This is a genomic window from Kitasatospora sp. NPDC085464, assembly GCF_044541955.1.
Classification (GTDB): Bacteria; Actinomycetota; Actinomycetes; order Streptomycetales; family Streptomycetaceae; genus Kitasatospora.
The window spans coordinates 16877-34975 of sequence record NZ_JBITTM010000066.1; the positions used below are offsets into that span (position 1 = coordinate 16877).

The 18099-nt window shown below is 74.5% G+C and carries 13 protein-coding genes; 10 read left to right on the forward strand and 3 right to left on the reverse strand.

Annotated elements, in window-relative coordinates; genetic code table 11:
• The first annotated feature begins 84 nt into the window (after nt 1–84).
• From ACIGG8_RS38175 to ACIGG8_RS38220, 10 genes are all read left to right on the forward strand, one after another.
• Nucleotides 85–1722: a CTP synthase gene (locus ACIGG8_RS38175; protein ID WP_350523502.1), complete on the forward strand. Its 1638-nt coding sequence runs from the start codon at nt 85–87 to the stop codon at nt 1720–1722.
• Nucleotides 1723–1828: 106 nt separating this feature from the next.
• Nucleotides 1829–2476 (forward strand): NUDIX hydrolase, encoded by a 648-nt coding sequence (locus ACIGG8_RS38180; RefSeq protein ID WP_350523501.1) that lies wholly within the window; start codon nt 1829–1831, stop codon nt 2474–2476.
• 299 nt (nt 2477–2775) lie between these two features.
• Nucleotides 2776–4890, forward strand: a complete 2115-nt coding sequence (locus ACIGG8_RS38185) for a tetratricopeptide repeat protein (protein WP_396553198.1) — start codon at nt 2776–2778, stop codon at nt 4888–4890.
• A 260-nt stretch (nt 4891–5150) separates the two neighbouring features.
• Nucleotides 5151–6266: an alanine dehydrogenase gene (gene ald, locus ACIGG8_RS38190; protein ID WP_350523499.1), complete on the forward strand. Its 1116-nt coding sequence runs from the start codon at nt 5151–5153 to the stop codon at nt 6264–6266.
• 425 nt (nt 6267–6691) lie between these two features.
• Nucleotides 6692–7759 carry a ParA family protein gene (locus ACIGG8_RS38195; protein WP_030290161.1) on the forward strand — a complete coding sequence of 356 codons (1068 nt, stop codon included), beginning with the start codon at nt 6692–6694 and terminating at the stop codon, nt 7757–7759.
• Nucleotides 7756–8439 carry a hypothetical protein gene (locus ACIGG8_RS38200; RefSeq protein WP_396553199.1) on the forward strand — a complete coding sequence of 228 codons (684 nt, stop codon included), beginning with the start codon at nt 7756–7758 and terminating at the stop codon, nt 8437–8439. Before ACIGG8_RS38195 ends, ACIGG8_RS38200 begins: the two co-directional genes overlap by 4 nt.
• Before the next feature lie 778 nt (nt 8440–9217).
• Nucleotides 9218–10108: a segregation and condensation protein A gene (locus ACIGG8_RS38205; protein ID WP_396553200.1), complete on the forward strand. Its 891-nt coding sequence runs from the start codon at nt 9218–9220 to the stop codon at nt 10106–10108.
• A gap of 359 nt (nt 10109–10467) precedes the next feature.
• Nucleotides 10468–11061, forward strand: coding sequence for an SMC-Scp complex subunit ScpB (locus tag ACIGG8_RS38210; RefSeq protein WP_396553216.1), 594 nt, complete (start codon nt 10468–10470; stop codon nt 11059–11061).
• Nucleotides 11062–11124: 63 nt separating this feature from the next.
• Entirely contained in the window at nt 11125–12381 is a 1257-nt protein-coding gene (locus ACIGG8_RS38215) for a pseudouridine synthase (RefSeq protein WP_396553201.1), read from the forward strand.
• A 280-nt stretch (nt 12382–12661) separates the two neighbouring features.
• Nucleotides 12662–13669 carry a helix-turn-helix domain-containing protein gene (locus ACIGG8_RS38220; RefSeq protein ID WP_396553202.1) on the forward strand — a complete coding sequence of 336 codons (1008 nt, stop codon included), beginning with the start codon at nt 12662–12664 and terminating at the stop codon, nt 13667–13669.
• Between the two features lie 112 nt (nt 13670–13781).
• On the opposite strand, the gene ACIGG8_RS38225 is transcribed toward ACIGG8_RS38220, so the two are convergent.
• From ACIGG8_RS38225 to ACIGG8_RS38235, 3 genes are all read right to left on the reverse strand, one after another.
• Nucleotides 13782–14144 carry a DUF952 domain-containing protein gene (locus ACIGG8_RS38225; RefSeq protein ID WP_350523493.1) on the reverse strand — a complete coding sequence of 121 codons (363 nt, stop codon included), beginning with the start codon at nt 14142–14144 and terminating at the stop codon, nt 13782–13784.
• 86 nt (nt 14145–14230) lie between these two features.
• Nucleotides 14231–15790, reverse strand: coding sequence for a DUF4139 domain-containing protein (locus tag ACIGG8_RS38230; RefSeq protein WP_396553203.1), 1560 nt, complete (start codon nt 15788–15790; stop codon nt 14231–14233).
• A 2-nt stretch (nt 15791–15792) separates the two neighbouring features.
• Nucleotides 15793–18069, reverse strand: coding sequence for a DUF4139 domain-containing protein (locus tag ACIGG8_RS38235; RefSeq protein ID WP_396553204.1), 2277 nt, complete (start codon nt 18067–18069; stop codon nt 15793–15795).
• Nucleotides 18070–18099: the final 30 nt, after the last annotated feature.

The following is an 18099-nucleotide window of genomic DNA, read 5'->3' on the forward strand; positions in this document are numbered from 1 at the left end:
CGCCCACGTCACTTTCGACACGCGACCCACGGGAGCCCCCTCTTGGCACAGCCCCATTCCGGCAAGGCAGCGAACGGCCGAGCCGTGACGACCAAGCACCTCTTCGTCACCGGGGGTGTCGCCTCTTCGCTCGGCAAGGGGCTCACCGCCTCCAGCCTCGGAGCCCTGCTCAAGGCCCGCGGCCTGCGCGTCACGATGCAGAAGCTCGACCCGTACCTCAACGTGGACCCGGGCACCATGAACCCGTTCCAGCACGGTGAGGTGTTCGTCACCGACGACGGCGCCGAGACCGACCTGGACATCGGCCACTACGAGCGGTTCCTGGACACCAACCTGCACGGTTCGGCGAACGTCACCACCGGCCAGGTGTACTCGACCGTCATCGCCAAGGAGCGCCGCGGCGAGTACCTGGGCGACACCGTCCAGGTCATCCCGCACATCACCAACGAGATCAAGTCCCGGATCCGCCGGATGGCGACCGAGGACGTCGACGTCGTGATCACCGAGGTCGGCGGCACCGTCGGCGACATCGAGTCGCTGCCGTTCCTGGAGGCCGTCCGCCAGGTCCGCCACGAGGTCGGCCGGGACAACGTGTTCTTCGTGCACGTCTCCCTGCTGCCGTACATCGGCCCCTCGGGCGAGCTCAAGACCAAGCCCACCCAGCACTCCGTCGCCGCGCTGCGCAACATCGGCATCCAGCCGGACGCCATCGTGCTGCGCGCCGACCGCGAGGTGCCGCAGGCCATCAAGCGCAAGATCTCGCTGATGTGCGACGTGGACGAGGAGGCCGTGGTCGCGGCCATCGACGCCAAGTCGATCTACGACATCCCGAAGGTGCTGCACGGCGAGGGCCTGGACGCCTACGTGGTGCGCCGCCTGGACCTGCCGTTCCGCGACGTGGACTGGACCACCTGGGACGACCTGCTGCGCCGCGTCCACGAGCCGCAGCACATCGTCAAGGTCGCCCTGGTCGGCAAGTACATCGACCTGCCCGACGCCTACCTGTCGGTGACCGAGGCCCTGCGCGCCGGCGGCTTCGCCAACAACGCCCGGGTCGAGATCAAGTGGGTCACCTCGGACGACTGCGAGACGCCCGAGGGCGCCCGCGAGCAGCTGGGCGACGTGGACGCGATCTGCATCCCCGGCGGCTTCGGCGACCGCGGCGTCAACGGCAAGGTCGGCGCCATCACCTTCGCGCGTGAGAACAAGGTCCCGCTGCTCGGTCTGTGCCTGGGCCTGCAGTGCGTGGTCATCGAGGCGGCCCGCAGCCTGGCCGGCCTGCCCGAGGCCAACTCCACCGAGTTCGACGCCGCCGCCAAGCACCCGGTCATCTCCACGATGGCCGAGCAGCTGGCCATCGTCGACGGCAAGGGCGACCTGGGCGGCACCATGCGCCTGGGCCTCTACCCGGCCAAGCTCGCCGAGGGCTCGATCGTCCGCGAGGTCTACGGCGGCGAGCAGTACGTCGAGGAGCGCCACCGCCACCGCTACGAGGTCAACAACGCCTACCGCGCGGACCTGGAGAAGACCGGCCTGCAGTTCTCCGGCCTCTCGCCGAAGGGCGACCTGGTCGAGTACGTCGAGTACCCGCGCGAGGTGCACCCCTACCTGGTGGCCACCCAGGCCCACCCGGAGCTGAAGTCCCGCCCGACCCGCCCGCACCCGCTGTTCGCGGGCCTGGTCAAGGCCGCCATCGAGATCAAGACCGCGGCCTCCGCGTAGTTTTCCTCTCACCGGCCTCGGTCGTTCACCGGACGGCGGCCCCGCGATTCCCGCGGGGCCGCCGTCCGGCGTTAGATTGTGTCGTACTGACGAAAAGGGGAGAGCGATGGACGAGCACAGCGACCCGGTGATCGCCGACGTGGCCGAGGAGTGGGAGGTCCGGGCGAGCGGGACGCCGTTCCAGGGCAAGGTCACCGGCGTGCGCAGCGAGGAGGTCCGGATGCCCGACGGCAGCTGGGCCCGCCGCGACTACCAGACCCACCCCGGCTCGGTCTCCGTCCTCGCCCTGGACGGGGAGCAGCGGGTGCTGGTCCTGCGCCAGTACCGCCACCCCGTGCGCCAGCGGCTCTGGGAGCTGCCGGCCGGCCTGCTCGACGTCCCCGGCGAGAACCCCTGGCACGCCGCGCAGCGCGAGCTGTACGAGGAGGCCCACTGCAAGGCCGGCACCTGGCGGATCCTCGCCGACTACTACACCTCGCCGGGCGGCACCGACGAGGCGCTGCGGATGTTCCTGGCCACCGACCTGGCGGCGGCCGAGGGCGAGCGCTACGCCGCCGAGGGCGAGGAGCAGGAGATCGAGGTCGCCTGGGTGCCCGTGCCGGAACTGATCGGGCTGATCCAGGCCGGACAGCTGCACAACCCGACCCTGATCACCGGCACCCTCGCCGTGCACGCCGCGCTCACCGGCCCGGACGGGCTGGACGCGCTGCGCCCGGCGGACTCGCCCTGGCCGGCCCGGCCCTTCGAGGCGTGAGCGAACCGCCCGGCGGATCCGGTGAGCCGCCGGGCGAACCGTCCGGTGAACCTGATGGCGCACCTGATGGCGAACCACCCCGCGCACCTTCCGGCGAACCGCCCGGTTGATTCGCCCGGGTGATTCGCCGGTTCGTACGACCGGTCACCTCGGCTCAGCCGGACGGTCGAACTACGCTTCGCAGACAGGGCGCCCGTCCCGGGCCGCCTCCGCTGAGCACCGGGCACCCCGTCCGGATGCCGAGCGCCGGATGCCCAGCTCCGGATGCCGAGCGCGGGATGACGTCGGGAGTGGCACGGGTGGCGAGGAAGACGGCGACGACGGACCCCGGCCCCGACGTGCCCGCCGGGGCCGTCCCAGGCCTGGACCGACTCCCGGCCGGGCCCACGCTCTTCGTCGGCCGGCGCGCCGAGCTCGCCGCGCTGCGGGCGGCCGCCACCCGTCCGGTGAGCGGCCGCTGCCCGGTCCTGGTCCTGGCCGGGCGCCCCGGCTCCGGGCGGACCGCGCTGGCCGCACGCTTCGCCCGCACCGTCGCCGCCGACTACCCGGACGGCGTGCTGTTCGCCCGGCTCTCCGCCCCCGACGGCGGACGGGTCCCGCCCGCTCGGGCCGCCCGACTGCTGCTGGAGCAGCTCGACCCGGAATCGGCCGTGCCGCTGCCCGGGGTGGTCGAGGACGGACGGGACGAGCCCGGCTGCGTCGCGCTGCGCGAGGCGCTGGCGGGACTGCGGGTGCTGCTCGTGCTGGACGACGTGCGGGACGCCGGACAGGTGTGGCCGCTGCTCGCCGACGAGCCCGGCTGCCTGGTGCTGGCCACCACCGCGGGGCCGCTCACCGGGATCGAGGACATCGACCCGGTGATCCTCGGCGGGCTGGACCGGACGGCCTCCGGCGAACTGCTGGCCGACCTGGTCGGCGGCACCCGGGTCTCCTGCGACCCGGTCGGCGCGGCCGACCTGGCCGAGGCCTGCGCCGCCCGGCCGGCCGCGCTGCGGCTGATGGCGGGGTGGCTGCGGGGGAACGCGAAGACCGCGGTCACCGACGCGGCGCGCGAGCTCACCCGGGTGGTGGGCGAGGAGACGGGGACGACCCCGGGGGCCAAGGGCGCCGCGGACGACGCGGTGAAGGCGGGGGCGGAGCAGGCGAAGCCGTCGGCGAACGCCCGGAAGGACGCACGCAAGGACGCGTCACGGAACGGGTCGGCGAACGGGTCGGGGAGCGCGCCAAAGAAGAAAGAGGAGGGCGGGGTCGCTCCCGGTGCCGGGGCGGCCGCTCCCGGTGTCGAGTCGGCGGGCGACCGGGCGGCCTGGGTGAAGCCCGGTCCGGAGCCGGCCGAGCCGGTGCCCGTCCCCGACAACGACCCGCTGCTCGGCGCGTTCACGCTGCTGTACCGCGGGCTGCCGGCCGCCCAGGCGCGGATGCTGCGCACCCTCACCCTGGCCCCGGCGCAGACCGCCGACCCGCGCACCGCCTCCGCCCTGGTCGGCTGCCCGGTGCCGGACGCGGCCGCGACCCTGGCCGCGCTGGCCGAGCGGGAGCTGCTCGGCGCGGAGGCGCCGGCCGCCGACGGCACCCCGCGCTACCGGGTGCCCGGGCGCCTCTACCCCCGGCTGGTCCGGCTCCGCGAGCAGGAGGACCGGCCCGCCGAGACCGAACTCGCCCGGGCCCGGCTGCTGGAGCGGCTGGTCCGGCTCACCGAGTCGGCCCGTGCGCTGCTCGACCCCGAGGGCGGCCCCGCCCCCGACCCGCTGCCGGCCGCGCTGCGGCTGCACTCGCCCGAGCACGCCCGTGAGTGGCTGCTCGGCGAGCGGGAGCTGCTGCTCGGCGCGGTGGCCGATGCGATCGGCCAGGGCGACCTGGACGGCTCGGCCGGGCGGCTGGTCACCGCGCTGCTGCGGGCACTGCCGCTGACCGGCGCCCCCGCGCCCGCGGACCTCTACCGGCTGCACGAACTGGTGCTGACCGTCGCCGAGCGCAACGGCCGGCCCCGCCGGGCCTCGGCCGCCCTGCTCAACCTCGGTGACCTGCAGGTCGCGGCCGGCCGCTGGGAGCAGGCGGCCGCGCACTACCGGGCCGCCCTGGAGCACGCGCGGAAGGCCGACGACGAACCGCTCTGCGCGCGCGCCCTGGAGGGCGCGGCCGGCTGCCACCGGGCGCTCGGCGACGCGGTGCGCGCCGCCGACTGGTACGGGCGGGCGCTCGGGCTGCGCCAGTCGCTCGGGGACCACGCGGCCGAGGCCCGGCTGCTCGCCCGGGTGGCCGAGGCGCACACCGCCCAGCGCCGTTTCGACGAGGCGGACCGCGAGTACCGGGCGGCCCTCGCCGTGCTGCGCCGGCTGGGCGACGAACGCGCCAGGGAAGCCGTCGGGGCGGCCCTCGCGGACCTGCGGGAACGCGTCGACGCCGGGTGGTGACGGGCGTTTCAGAGGTATTGTCGAAGATGCCCGGTTGGGACGTCTTTGGTAGGTAAGTCGCAGGGGAAGCCTACGAACCTGCCAATGCGTGCGGGAAAATTATTCACTTTGGAAGGCTGACACGCCGACTGGGCTTCATTACACTCGGACCTAGTCGCGCAGCGATCCCCGCCCCGGGCTGCCCGGAGGCTTCCCCACGTGCGCGTCGCCCACCGGTCTTCTCCGGTCGGGACCCCCATGGCAAGAGGACGTGTTCAGTCGTGAAGGTCGGCATCCCCCGCGAGGTCAAGAACCACGAGTACCGCGTGGCCATCACGCCCGCCGGCGTGCATGAGCTGGTCCGCAACGGACACGAGGTCTACATCGAGGACAACGCCGGTCTCGGCTCCTCGATCCCCAACGAGGAGTACGTGGCCGCCGGCGCCACCATCCTCCCCACCGCCGACGAGGTGTGGGCCACCGCCGACCTGCTCCTGAAGGTCAAGGAGCCCATCGCCTCCGAGTACCACCGGCTGCGCAAGGGCCAGACCGTCTTCACGTACCTGCACCTGGCGGCCGACCGCTCCGGCACCGACGCTCTGATCGCCTCCGGCACCACCGCCATCGCGTACGAGACCGTGCAGCTCGGCAACGGCGCGCTGCCGCTGCTCGCCCCGATGTCCGAGGTCGCGGGCCGCCTGGCCCCGCAGGTCGGCTCCTACCACCTGATGCGTCCGGCCGGCGGCCGCGGCGTGCTGCCCGGTGGCGTGCCCGGCACCCACCCGGCCAAGGCCGTCGTCATCGGCGGTGGCGTCTCCGGCTGGCACGCGGCCACCATCGCCATCGGCATGGGCTACGACGTGACCCTGCTGGACCGCGACATCAACAAGCTGCGCGAGGCCGACCGCATCTTCGGCACGAAGATCAAGGCCATCATGTCCAACTCCTTCGAGCTGGAGAAGGCCGTCCTCGACGCCGACCTGGTCATCGGCGCCGTGCTGATCCCGGGCGCCAAGGCCCCGAAGCTCGTCACCAACGAGCTGGTCTCCCGCATGAAGCCGGGCTCCGTGCTCGTCGACATCGCCATCGACCAGGGCGGCTGCTTCGAGGACTCGCACCCGACCACGCACGACGACCCGACCTTCCAGGTCCACAACTCGGTCTTCTACTGCGTGGCCAACATGCCGGGCGCCGTCCCGAACACCTCCACCTACGCGCTGACCAACGCCACGCTGCCGTACGTCATCGAGCTGGCGAACCGCGGGTGGAAGGAGGCGCTGCGCCGTGACCCGGCGCTCGCCAAGGGCCTGAACGTGCACGAGGGCCAGATCACCTTCCCGGCCGTGGCCGAGGCCTTCGGCCTGGAGTCGGTCTCCCTGGAGAGCGTGCTCGCCTGAACCCCCTGACCGCACGGCGGTCGTTCGCCCCCGATCCGATGTCTTCGGGTCGGGGGCTTGGCCGTGCCCGTGAACGGCCGGTTGACCGGGTAGGTCGCTCTGTCGTCAATTTCCGTCGGTCGTGTCACCCGCCCGCAGAAACGTCGGGGTCGATGACCCACTCATCCCTTGACAGCAGCCCGCCTGATAGTCGACACATCCTGCCCACTACCGTGGATTGTGTTGCTGCGAACGCCTTGAACGGCCTAGAGTCGCAAACCGTCGGCATGCTGCCACGCTGACGAATCGACATAGAGTCCTGGATGCCCAAGGAGGTAAGACGACTTGTGAATGAGTCGACAATTGCTCCCGGGGGTGGTCAGCCAGGACTGGCGGAGCACACCGCCGGCCAGCCGAGTGTGGAGCCCGGGGCCCGGCAGCCCTCCGTGGGTTCGGCCGAGGTCGGCTCGGTCGCACTCCGCACCTTCGAAGCACGCCAGAACACAGCACAGGTGACCACGGTGACCGATCACGACACCGACTTGGCGGCCTACGGCCTGGCCTACGGAGAGTTCGCCTACGGCGCCTACGACGACCCGGACGCCGAGTACGAGCCGGACCCGGAGTACGCCGCCACGCTGGCCCCCGACGCCGCGCGCCAGCGCCGCGAGCGGGTCGGCCCGACCGGCCGCCCGCTGCCGTACTTCCCGATCCCCGCGCCGGTCGCCGAGCACGGCCCCGCCCAGATCATCGCCATGTGCAACCAGAAGGGCGGCGTCGGCAAGACCACGTCGACCATCAACCTGGGCGCGGCGCTGGCCGAGTACGGCCGCCGGGTGCTGCTCGTCGACTTCGACCCGCAGGGCGCGCTCTCGGTCGGCCTCGGCGTCAACCCGATGGAGCTCGACGTCACCGTCTACAACCTGCTCATGGAGCGGGGCCTGACGGCCGATGAGGTGCTGCTGAAGACCGCGGTCCCGGGCATGGACCTGCTGCCGTCCAACATCGACCTCTCCGCCGCCGAGGTGCAGCTGGTCAGCGAGGTGGCCCGGGAGTCCGCGCTGGCGCGCGCCCTGAAGCCGCTGCTGCCCGACTACGACTACGTCATCATCGACTGCCAGCCCTCGCTGGGCCTGCTGACGGTCAATGCACTGACGGCCGCTCACAGCGTGATCGTTCCGCTGGAGTGCGAGTTCTTCGCGCTGCGCGGTGTCGCGCTGCTGACCGAGACCATCGAGAAGGTGTGCGAGCGGCTCAACCCCGAGCTGCGCCTGGACGGCATCCTCGCGACCATGTACGACTCGCGCACCGTGCACAGCCGCGAGGTGCTGGCGCGGGTCGTCGAGGCGTTCGGCGAGCACGTCTTCCACACCGTCATCGGGCGGACCGTGCGGTTCCCGGAGACCACCGTCGCCGGCGAGCCCATCACCACGTACGCCACCAACTCGGTCGGTGCCGCCGCCTACCGCCAGCTCGCCAGGGAGGTGCTCGACCGGTGCCGCCCCGCCGAGTGAGTCTCCCGGGTGCCGACGAGCTGTTCCGGACCACCGGCGGGATGGCGCTGTCGCCGTCCCTCGCGCCGCGTCCGGCCGCCGAGGCATCCAGACCGGAGACCGCGCGGACCGTCAACGGCTCGGACGGCGCCGAGGGCGCCGAGTCCGCACAGGGTGCCCAGGGCGTCCCGGGGCCCCATGGGGCTCAGGGTCACCAGGGTGCTCAGGGCTCCCAGGGCTCCCAGAGCGACAGGCAGCTGACGCCGGAGCAGCAGGCGTCCGGCGTCGTGCCGGCGCCCGCGCAGCCGCCCGTCCAGCGGCCGGGCGGGGCCCAGGTCGCGCCGGGTGCCCAGGCGGTCGGCACGACCGTGCCGGGGGGCCGAGGCGCCGCCGCCGCTCCGGCGGCCCGGGCGCACGCGGGAACCGCCGAGGAGCAGGCCGGTGCCGCCGGGCGCGCACGGCCGCGCGGCCGCGCGCCGCGCCGACCCAGCGGGCGCGAGCGGCACGACGAGAAGATCACCGTGTACGTGTCCGCCGAGGAGCTCATGGACCTTGAGCACACCCGGCTGGTGCTGCGCGGTGAGCACGGCCTGGCCGTGGACCGCGGACGGATCGTGCGGGAGGCCATCGCGGTCGTCCTGGCGGACCTGGAGCAGCGGGGCGAGGCCTCCATCCTGGTCCGGCGCCTGCGCGGCCGGTAGGACGCGGCGGGCCGGTGGGTCGCGCGGGCGGTAGAGCGCGGCGGGCGGTAGGGCGCGGCGGGCGGTAAGGCGGGCGGCGCGGTAGGGCCGGCAGGTCGGCCGGAGAGCCCGACAGGGGCGCCGAGGGCCTCGGGCCCGGCGCCGGAGGCCCGCCGCTGGGCGGCCGGGCGCCAGGACTCTTCACCCGTGGGCATGAGGTCGCTGCCTCGGGGTTGGGCCTGATCGGGTGCTGGGGGTCATGAGGCGCGCTCATGGGGGCGCTCGCTCCGGGTGCGGGCCGCGGGCCGGGCGCCGAGAGTCATGCGTCGGGTTCATGGGGCTGTCGTGTGCGGCGGGGCTGTGGCTTCTTGATCGGGTGCCGAGGGCCATGAGGTCCGCTCATGGGTGCGTCTGCCCTCGGGGCTGTGGGTTGCTGATCGGGTGCCGGGTGGCATGAGCCGGGCTCATGGGGCTCGTGTGGTTTTTGGGGCGCGGGATGAGGGCCGTCGGTCGGACGTTGCGGGGCATGAGCGGCGCTCATGGTGCTCATGAGGTCGCCGGGTCGGATGCCGAGGCCCATGAGTCGGCTTCATGCGGTGGCTGCCCCGGGGTGAGGCACGGCTTGCTGGGTCCGTGGCGGGCGCTGGAGGGGCGTTCTCGGGGCTGTGGGGCCCTGGCCGGGGTTCCGGGCGGGTGATAGGCCTGCGCGCCGGGCTGAGGGGCGTGGGCGGGCCCTCGGGCGGCGTGTCGGGGGGCCCGGGGCGGAGCGCGGGGCGGGGACGGGTGAAGATGGACCGTCATGCCGAGCACCACCGAACCAGCTGAAACCGCCGTGAGCGCGACCGAGGACGGGTCGCGGGGCGGCTTCCGGGTGCGGCTGGACAACTTCGAGGGCCCCTTCGACCTCCTGCTCAGCCTGATCGCCAAGCACAAGATGGACGTCACCGAGGTGGCGCTGGCGACCGTCACCGACGAGTTCATGGCGCACATCCGGGCGATGGGCCCGGACTGGGACCTGGACGCGGCGACCGAGTTCCTGGTGGTGGCCGCCACCCTGCTCGACCTCAAGGCCGCCCGCCTGCTGCCCGCGGCGGAGGTCGAGGACGCGGAGGACCTGGCCGTCCTGGAGGCCCGTGACCTGCTGTTCGCCCGGCTGCTGCAGTACCGGGCGTACAAGCGCGCGGCGGCGCTGTTCGGCGAGCGCTGGGCGGCCGAGCTGCTGCGGCGCCCGCGGACGGTCGGGCTGGAGCCCCGGCACGCGGACCTGCTGCCGGAGGTGGTCATCACCATCGGTCCGCAGCGCCTCGCCGAGCTGGCCGCCAGGGCCATGGAGCCCAAGCCGAAGCCGGTCGTGTACGTGGACCACATCCACACCCCGCCGGTCAGCGTGCGCGAGCAGGCGGGGCTGGTGGTCGGGCTGCTCGCCGAGCTGGGCGAGGCCTCGTTCCGGCAGCTGGTGGAGGACGCGCCGGACACCCTGGTCGTGGTCGCCCGCTTCCTGGCGCTGCTGGAGCTCTACCGGGAGCGGGTGCTCGACTTCGAGCAGCCGGAGGCGCTCGGTGAGCTGCGGGTGCGGTGGGTGGCGGAGGAGGGCCGGGTCGCGGTCGAGGTGACGGACGAGTTCGACCGGCCGGCGGGTGAGGCCCCGGGTGAGGCCCCGGGCGAGGCGGAGGAGGACGAGCGGCGATGAGCGGCGGGAACGAGGGAAGGCGGCCGGTGCGGCGCCCACTGGGGCTGCCGGGGCAGCCGCGGGCCGAGGAGTGGATGGAGCCGGCCTTCGAGCTGCTGCCGGACCCGGTGCCGGTGGAGACCACGAATCCGGCGGACCGCGGGGAACGTGTGGAACCCGCGGAGCCCGTCGAGCCCGTGGCGGCCGAGCCGGCGGCCCGGGTGGTGCACCAGAAGTCGGCTCCGTCGACTTCCGGCGCCGAGGAGCCGCCCGGCTCCGCGCAGTCCCCCGGCTCCGCGCAGCCGCCCGTCCCCGCGCTGCCGGCCGACGCCGGGCCCCGGGCCGACGCCGGACTGCGGGCCGAGCTGGAAGCGGTCCTGATGGTCGTCGACGAGCCGGTCGCGGAGGAGCGGCTGGCCGGGGTGCTGGAGCGGCCGCGGGCCGAGGTGGCCGCGGCGCTGCGCGTGCTGTCCGCCGAGTACACCGCCCAGGGCCGCGGCTTCGACCTGCGGTTGGTGGCCGGCGGCTGGCGGTTCTACACCCGCGAGACCTGCTCCGCGGCCGTCGACCGCTTCCTCCTGGACGGCCAACAGGCCCGGCTCACCCAGGCCGCGCTGGAGACCCTGGCGGTGGTCGCCTACCGGCAGCCGGTGTCCAGATCGCGGGTTTCCGCCGTCCGCGGTGTGAACTGTGACGGCGTGATGCGTACCCTGGTACAGCGAGGACTGGTGGAAGAGGCCGGATCCGAGCCCGAAACAGGTGCGATCCTGTATCGGACGACGAACTACTTCCTGGAACGGATGGGGCTCCGCGGCCTGGACGAGCTGCCGGAGCTCGCTCCCTTCCTGCCCGAGGTCGACGACGTGGAAGCGGAGTCCCTGGAGGGCACGATGATCGCGGAGGCGGTCGCCGCCGCTGCCGCGCAGGCCGCGGACGGCAGTGGCGAGGCCGGTCGGGCCGGGCCCGATCGGTAGGGGGGCGGTGAGGTCGGCCGAAACGACCGCACATCCCAGACGGAACGACGTACGGACACTTTGATGCGTAGCAGTGGCAACGGCAGGAACAGCAGCGGCGGCGGGAGCGGTCGCGGCGGACAGGGCGGGGGCCGGGGCGGCGGCTCCTACGGCGGCAGCGGCGGTGGCCGCGGCGGCTCGGGCGCGCGCGGGGGTTCGTACGGCGGTGGCTCCTACGGGGGCGGCGGCCGCGGCGGCTCGGGCTCGGGTTCGGGCTCGCGCGGCGGCTCCGGTTCGTACGGCCGCGACAGCCGTCGGGACGACCGTAGGGACGACCGGCGCGACGACCGCCGGTACCCGGACCGCCCGCTGCGGCCCGAGGAGCGCAAGTACGACCGCCCCGAGTACGGCGGCGGCCCGAACGCCACCCCCGCCCGCGGCGGCTTCGCCGGCCGGCGCCCCGGTCCGGCCCCGCGCCCGCGCCGTGAGGGCCAGGGCGCCCCGGGCGACCCGCGCCGCCAGCCGCAGCGCTCGCGCGAGCTGCAGGCCAAGATCGAGGACGCCGTCCTCGCACGGCACGACAAGCCGGCCGTCAAGCTGCCCAAGACCTTCGGCGAGCCCGAGGGCGAGCGCCTGCAGAAGGTGCTGGCCCGGGCCGGCATCGGCAGCCGGCGCGCCTGCGAGGAGCTGATCGAGCAGGGCCGGGTCGAGGTCAACGGCAAGCGCGTCACCGAGCAGGGCAAGCGGGTCGACCCGCAGAACGACGAGATCAAGGTGGACGGCCTGACCGTCGCCACCCAGTCCTACCTGTTCTTCGCGCTCAACAAGCCGGCCGGTGTGGTCTCCACCATGGAGGACCCGGACGGGCGCCAGTGCCTGGGCGACTACGTGACCAACCGGGAGACCCGGCTGTTCCACGTCGGCCGCCTGGACACCGAGACCGAGGGCATCATCCTGCTCACCAACCACGGCGAGCTGGCCCACCGCCTCACCCACCCGCGCTACGGCGTGACCAAGACCTACCTCGCCGCCATCCAGGGCCCGATCCCGCGGGACCTGGGCAAGCAGCTGGCCCAGGGCGTGGAGCTGGAGGACGGCTACGCCCGCGCCGACAGCTTCAAGGTGATCTCCAACGTCGGCAAGAACTACCTGGTCGAGGTGACCCTGCACGAGGGTCGCAAGCACATCGTCCGCCGGATGCTGGCCGAGGCCGGCTTCCCGGTCGAGAAGCTGGTGCGCACGCACTTCGGTCCGATCGCCCTGGGCGACCAGAAGTCGGGCTGGCTGCGCCGCCTGACCAACCCGGAGGTCGGCCAGCTGATGCGTGAGGTCGGCCTGTAGGCCGTCGCGTTCGCCCGTCTCTGAGGGCCCCCGGTCGCCGTGGTGCGGCCGGGGGCCCTCTGCCGTGCGGGATGTGGCGCCGGGCGGGATGTGCGGTCCGGGCGGGGTGCGGGGGTCGTGCGGGTCGTGTGAGCCGGGACGCAACCGCTGGTCACGGCCTTGTCAGCGTCATGATCCGTGGCAGAGGATGGCCACCGGGCCACCGTCCCGCCGCGTGGCGGGACTGCGCCAGCACGGGCGCCGGTGGGCGGAGCAGGGGCGAACAGGGGGAGACGGCGTCGTGTCCGATGCACCACTGGGGCGGGCCAGCGGACAGGCCCTCGGCACACTGGGCCTGGCCGAGCCGGACGGGCAGGTGTACGCGGCGCTGGTGGCCAATCCGCAGTCCACCGCGGAGGAACTGGCGGAGGGCTGCGGCCTGACGCTCCAGCAGGGCGTGCGCGCCCTGGACCGGCTGGCGCAGCAGGGCATGGCCACCCGCGCGCCGGTGGACCGGCAGCGCTTCCTGGCGGTCGCCCCGGACGTCGCGATCGGCACCCTGATCGGCCACCGGGAGTCCGAGCTGCGGCAGGCCAGGGCCGAGATGCACCGGCTGATGGACGCCTTCCGGGAGGCCTCGCGCTACACCGACCCGGCGCACTCGGTGGAGGTGCTGACCGGCGGCGAGGCGATCGCCCAGCGGCTGGAGCACATCACCGAGACCAGCCAGTACCAGGTGCGCGGCTTCGACCGCCCGCCGTACATCCAGGACCCGGTGGCACCGATGCCGCTGCAGCGCCGCCGGCTGCGCGAGGGCGTGAAGTTCCGGACCGTCTACGACCGGGAGGCGGTGGCCTGGCCCGGGCGGCTGGAGAAGAACATCCTGGTCGGGGTCGCGGACGGCGAGGAGGCGCGGGTCCGGCCGACGCTGCCCATGAAGATGATCATCTCGGACGACCGGATGGCGATCATCCCGATCAGCGTCGGTGACAGCGTGCTGGACGCCGCCTACGTGATCCACCCCTCGGCGCTGCTCCAGGCACTGGACACGCTGTTCGAGGCGGAGTGGGAGCGGGCCGTCCGGCTGCAGGCCGCGGTCGGCGGCGGGGACGCGTCGCCGGAGCCGGAGGCCGACCACCGCAAGCTGCTGGGCCTGCTGGCGGCCGGGCTCACCGACGAGTCGATCGCCCGCTCGCTCGGCTGGAGCGCCCGGACCACCCAGCGCCGTCTGCAGAGCCTGATGCGCTCGCTGGGCGCCACCACCCGCTTCCAGGCCGGCATGGCGGCCCGGGAGCGGGGGTGGCTCTGATCCCGGACCCGGCCCCAGCCCCGGCCCCGGCCCCGGACCCGAGCCCCGCACCGGGGGCATGGGCGGGAGCGGGAGCGGGGGCTGGGCCGGGCTCGGGGCTGGGCTCGGGGGTTCAGCTCCAGGGGGTGAGCGAGGACCAGCGGCCGTCCGGCCCCCGTTCGACCTTCTCCAGGCCGACCACGGCGGAGCGGTTCAGCCGCCCGTAGATGTGCGGGAAGAGCACGTCGGGGGTGGCCCCGGGCGGCGGGGCGCCGTGCGGGGCCTCCCACTTGACCATCGGCTCCACCAGCGACTCCTCGATCAGCAGCACCATCAGCGGGTCGGGGGAGTCGGCGAAGAAGGCGTTGGCGACCGCGAGCGCCGTCTGCTCGTCCGCCGAGCAGTGGATGAACCCGTCGGTCAGCAGCGAGGCGGTGGCGTACGGGCGGCCGGGGTCGGCCAGCCAGTCGTCCAGGGGGGCGAGGTGGAGGATCATGTTTCCTTTTCTACCCGTTGTCTGCGGGTTTGTTCCTGAGCGGTCGTCACCCGCCGGGCGGTGGTCGCCCTGCCCGACGGCGGGCGTCAGAGTCCGGCCACCTTGGCGGAGGCGGAGATCTCGTACACCAGGGTGAGCGTGCGGCGGGCGCCCGGGCCGAGCGGGACGTCCCAGCGGACGATGCCCTCGGCGTCGAAGGCGTCCGGCGCCGGGGCGCACTCCTCCTTGCGCAGCCGGACCTCGACCGCCGACACCTCGGAGACCGGCACCCGTTCGCGCACCGTGACGATCCGTTCGTCGTGCTCCTCCGGGCCGGAGAAGCGGGACAGGTGCAGCCGCACCGTGCGGGTGGTGGTCTGGCGGCCGGTGAGGCCGGCGGTGGCCTGGCGCTCCTCGGTCTCGCGGACCACCCGGTAGCCGTCCGAACTGCCGAAGGAGAGCTCGGCGTCGGCGCCGGTGGCGGTGAAGCGCAGCTCGCCCCGGCCGGTGAAGCCGCTGCCGCGGACCAGCTCGACCGGCCCGGCCAGCAGCGGGTGCCCCGCCGCGTTGCGGAACCGGACCACCTGGGTGACCAGCGGGGACAGCTCCGGGGCGCAGGCGTACTCGCTGCTCGCCGGGCCGGTGAAGGCACCGAGCGGCACCCGGTGCGCCCGGCCGTCGGAGGGCACGGTCGCGGGGGCGGGGGCGGGCAGCACCCGGACCTCGCCGCCGTCGTCCACGCCGGGGACCCCACCGCTCGGCCCGAGCTCGCTGATCGCCTCCTCGCGCAGCTCGACCTCGACCGTGCGGCGCTCCTCGTCGGTGCGCTCGCGCAGCACCAGGACGTCCTCGGCGACGGCCGGCGGGTCGGTGGCGAGCGCGGAGCGGGCAGTGGAGAAGGTGAGCCGGGCGTTCGTCCAGTCCTCGCCGGTGCGCTGCCAGACCACCGCCTCCGACTCCAGCTGCAGGCCGTCGTCGCCCAGGGTCGCGCGGTAGGACGGGCGCCAGAGCGCGCAGGGCACCAGGTGGGAGACGGTCAGCCCGGCCGGGCCGGCCTGCGCCGCCTCGACGGTCAGGTCCAGGTGGGCGGTCAGCTCGGCCGGGTCCTCCTCGGCCTCGTCCAGCGCGATCAGGGCCTGTGAGCGCTCCTGCTCCAGGCGGCGCAGCCGGGAGTGGGTGGTGCGCAGCTCCTCGCCGTAGCGCTCGCGCTCGGCGTCCACCCGGTCCAGCTCGCGGGACCATCGGCTGCGTTCGAGCTCGCCGATGCCGGCGCCTTCGCCGATCTCGCGCAGCAGGTCGGCGGAGAGCTGGGCGAGCAGGGCCAGCCGGGCCTCCAGCCGCGCGCGGGTCTGGTCGGCCAGGCGGCTCTCGGTGTCCAGCCGGTGGAGCCGGTGGCGCAGTTCCGAGTCGTCCGGGCCGGGCGGCAGCGGGGCGCGCGGGGTCCAGGCGCGGACCAGCCGGGCGTCCAGGACGCGGACGCCGGGGGTGGCGGACTCGGCGCGCAGGGTGCGGTCGACGGCGAGGGCGGTGAGCGGGCCGAGGCGCAGCCGCTGGACGCCCGCAGCCAGGTCGACCGTCGTCGTGCGTTCGACCTGGCTGCGGTCCTCCAGGCAGGTGACGGCGGTGACGGGGAGGGCGTTCGTTTCCGGGGTGGTGTCTCCGCTCATGGTCAGTTCCTCCGGTTTCCGCCGACGATGGCCTTTCCGGCCGGGATCTTGATCAGGTAGCCGCCGTCCAGCTCCGTGCTGCCGCCGGGCGGCAGGTCGACCCGCCAGAGCCGGGTGCTGGGCGGGCACTCCGGTGTCGGGACGGTCGGGGCGTGCCACTCGGCCCGCTCCTCGATCCGGACCTCGGCGTCGGAGGTGACCGGCACCCGCTCGCGGACCTCCACCGTGACGGCGCGGCCGAGCCGGTTCGCGAGCCGGACGTGCACCCGGTGGTCGAGCACGGTGCTGTTGCCCTTCAGCATGCCCGTGGTGGCCTCGCGCAGCTCGGTGCGGCGCGCCACCTCGATGCTCTCGGTGACGCCGATGCCCAGGCGCCGCACACCGCCGGGCGCCAGGGTGGGCAGGGCGGCGGTGAGCAGGAACTCGTCGTCCACCGTGACCTCGACCGGGCCGGCCAGGACGGCGCGGTCGGTGCGGTTGGCGAGCACCAGCGTCGCGTACACCTTCTCCTCGACGGCGGGGACGGTGACGTACTCGGGGCGGACGGTGAGCGGGATCTCGTCCACGGTGACGGTGTGCCAGGTGCCGTCGGACGGGATGTCGGCGGGGGCCGCGGCGTCGAAGCGGTGGTCGAAGGAGCCGGCCGACTCGCGGGGCGGGACGGCGTGCCGGGGCAGGCCCAGGCGGCGGATCTGCTCGCCCGGGTTGCCGCCGGGCAGGGCCCGGTCCAGCTCCTCGTGGTCGACCCGCTCGGGGCGCGGGTGCAGGGCGCCGCGCCGGGCGGCGGGTTCGTCGGGGCCGGCCAGGACGAGGTCGGGGTAGTCGAGCAGGGTGGCGTCCGGGGCGAAGCCGGTGGCACGGGGCGGGACGGCGAGGCCGCCGCGGCGGAGCCCGCGGGAGCGTCGGGCCTCCGCCGGTGGGCGGCCCCCCGGTGCCTGCGGGAGCGGGGCGGCCGCGGGGACGGCGGCGGGAGCGGCGAGTACGGGGAGCGGGGGGCCGCCGTAGCCGGCGAAGCCGCCGGGGGCGGGCGGGGGCGTCGGTGCGGTGGTCGGCGTGGCCATCGGCTCGTTGACGCTCAGGGTGCCGCCGCCGTACCGGCCGGAGGGCGCGGGCGGGGCGTCCGGCAGTGCGGCGAAGGCCTCGGCGCGGGGGCCGGCGGGTCGGGCTCCGCCGAGCCGGGGGCCGGCCGGTACGGGGCCGGCCGGTACGGGCCTGGCGAGGTGGGCGGCCCGGGGCGGGGGCGGGACCGCGGCCGCGTCGTAGCCGGTGAAGAGGTCGGACAGGCCGGCCGGGGGCTCGCGCCAGCCGGAGGGCGGCGGGGCGGGCTGGCTGCGGCCGATCCGCAGCGAGGCGAGCCGGGGCAGGTCGGTGCGGCGGTCGAGGTCGGCGGTGGAGAGGGCGAGGCGGACGCCGGTCCAGTCCTCGCCGGTGCGCTGGGCGACGGCGGCGCGCAGGAGGAGGTGGCCGGCGTCGGAGCCGGTCCGGTGGGACAGGCGGTAGGTGGGCACCCAGCGGGCGGCGGGGACGCCGTACTCCAGTTCGAGGTGGAGGGCGGTGGTGTCGTCCTCGGCGGTGGCGGCAGTGCTGTCGGTGAGGGTGGTGCCGTCCGTGGGGGCGGTGCGGTCGGTGGGGTCGGCGCCGTGCGTGGTGATGGTGAGCAGGACGGTGGCGGTGGTCGAGACCGGTGCGGCCCGGTCGGCGGTGGACGCCCGCTCCAGCCGGTCGGCCGCCGAGTCACGCTCGTGGTCGGCGAGTTCGATCTCCCGGTTGAGCTCCTCGGCGCGCTGCTGGAGCCGGGCCAGCCGCTCGTCGACGAAGTCGGCGAGCTCCAGCCAGGCGTCCGCGGGAGTACGGCGCAGCGGCTCCTCGCGCCGGGTACGGGGCGGCACCGCGCGCAGGGCGGCGGTGTCCGCGATCGCGGAGAGGACCAGCCTGCGGCGCTCGCCGAGCATGCTGCGGCGCTCGGTGGCCTCGTCCAACTCCCTCTGCAGATCCGAGAGTTCCGTCGGCTCGCGCAGTTCGGCGACCTGCTCCAGTCGGGCCTCGGTGACCGCCGCGCCGGCCGGTCCGGAGAGCACCCGGGCACGCAGTGAGCGGCCGTCCAGGGACAGGGGCAGGCCGGTCAGCCGCAGCCGCCCGCCGCGCGGAACGGGTACGGTGGCCCGGCGGCGGCACACCGCGCCCTCCGCGTACACCACCACGGAGTCGAGGACCGACGGGTGCGCCGGTACGGCCGGCGGTTTCGTCCGACCCGTTCGGCTGCTGTGCTGATCGTCCATGCGCAACCCCTTCGTTCGCGTGTTGCCTGC

Coding starts and splice junctions, on each gene's coding strand:
- ACIGG8_RS38180 (WP_350523501.1), top strand. CDS start 1,829: ATGGACGAGCACAGCGACCCGGTGATCGCCGACGTGGCCGAGGAGTGG.
- ACIGG8_RS38210 (WP_396553216.1), top strand. CDS start 10,468: ATGGTCGTCGACGAGCCGGTCGCGGAGGAGCGGCTGGCCGGGGTGCTG.
- ACIGG8_RS38230 (WP_396553203.1), bottom strand. CDS start 15,790: ATGAGCGGAGACACCACCCCGGAAACGAACGCCCTCCCCGTCACCGCC.
- ACIGG8_RS38215 (WP_396553201.1), top strand. CDS start 11,125: ATGCGTAGCAGTGGCAACGGCAGGAACAGCAGCGGCGGCGGGAGCGGT.
- ACIGG8_RS38235 (WP_396553204.1), bottom strand. CDS start 18,069: ATGGACGATCAGCACAGCAGCCGAACGGGTCGGACGAAACCGCCGGCC.
- ACIGG8_RS38205 (WP_396553200.1), top strand. CDS start 9,218: ATGCCGAGCACCACCGAACCAGCTGAAACCGCCGTGAGCGCGACCGAG.
- ACIGG8_RS38225 (WP_350523493.1), bottom strand. CDS start 14,144: ATGATCCTCCACCTCGCCCCCCTGGACGACTGGCTGGCCGACCCCGGC.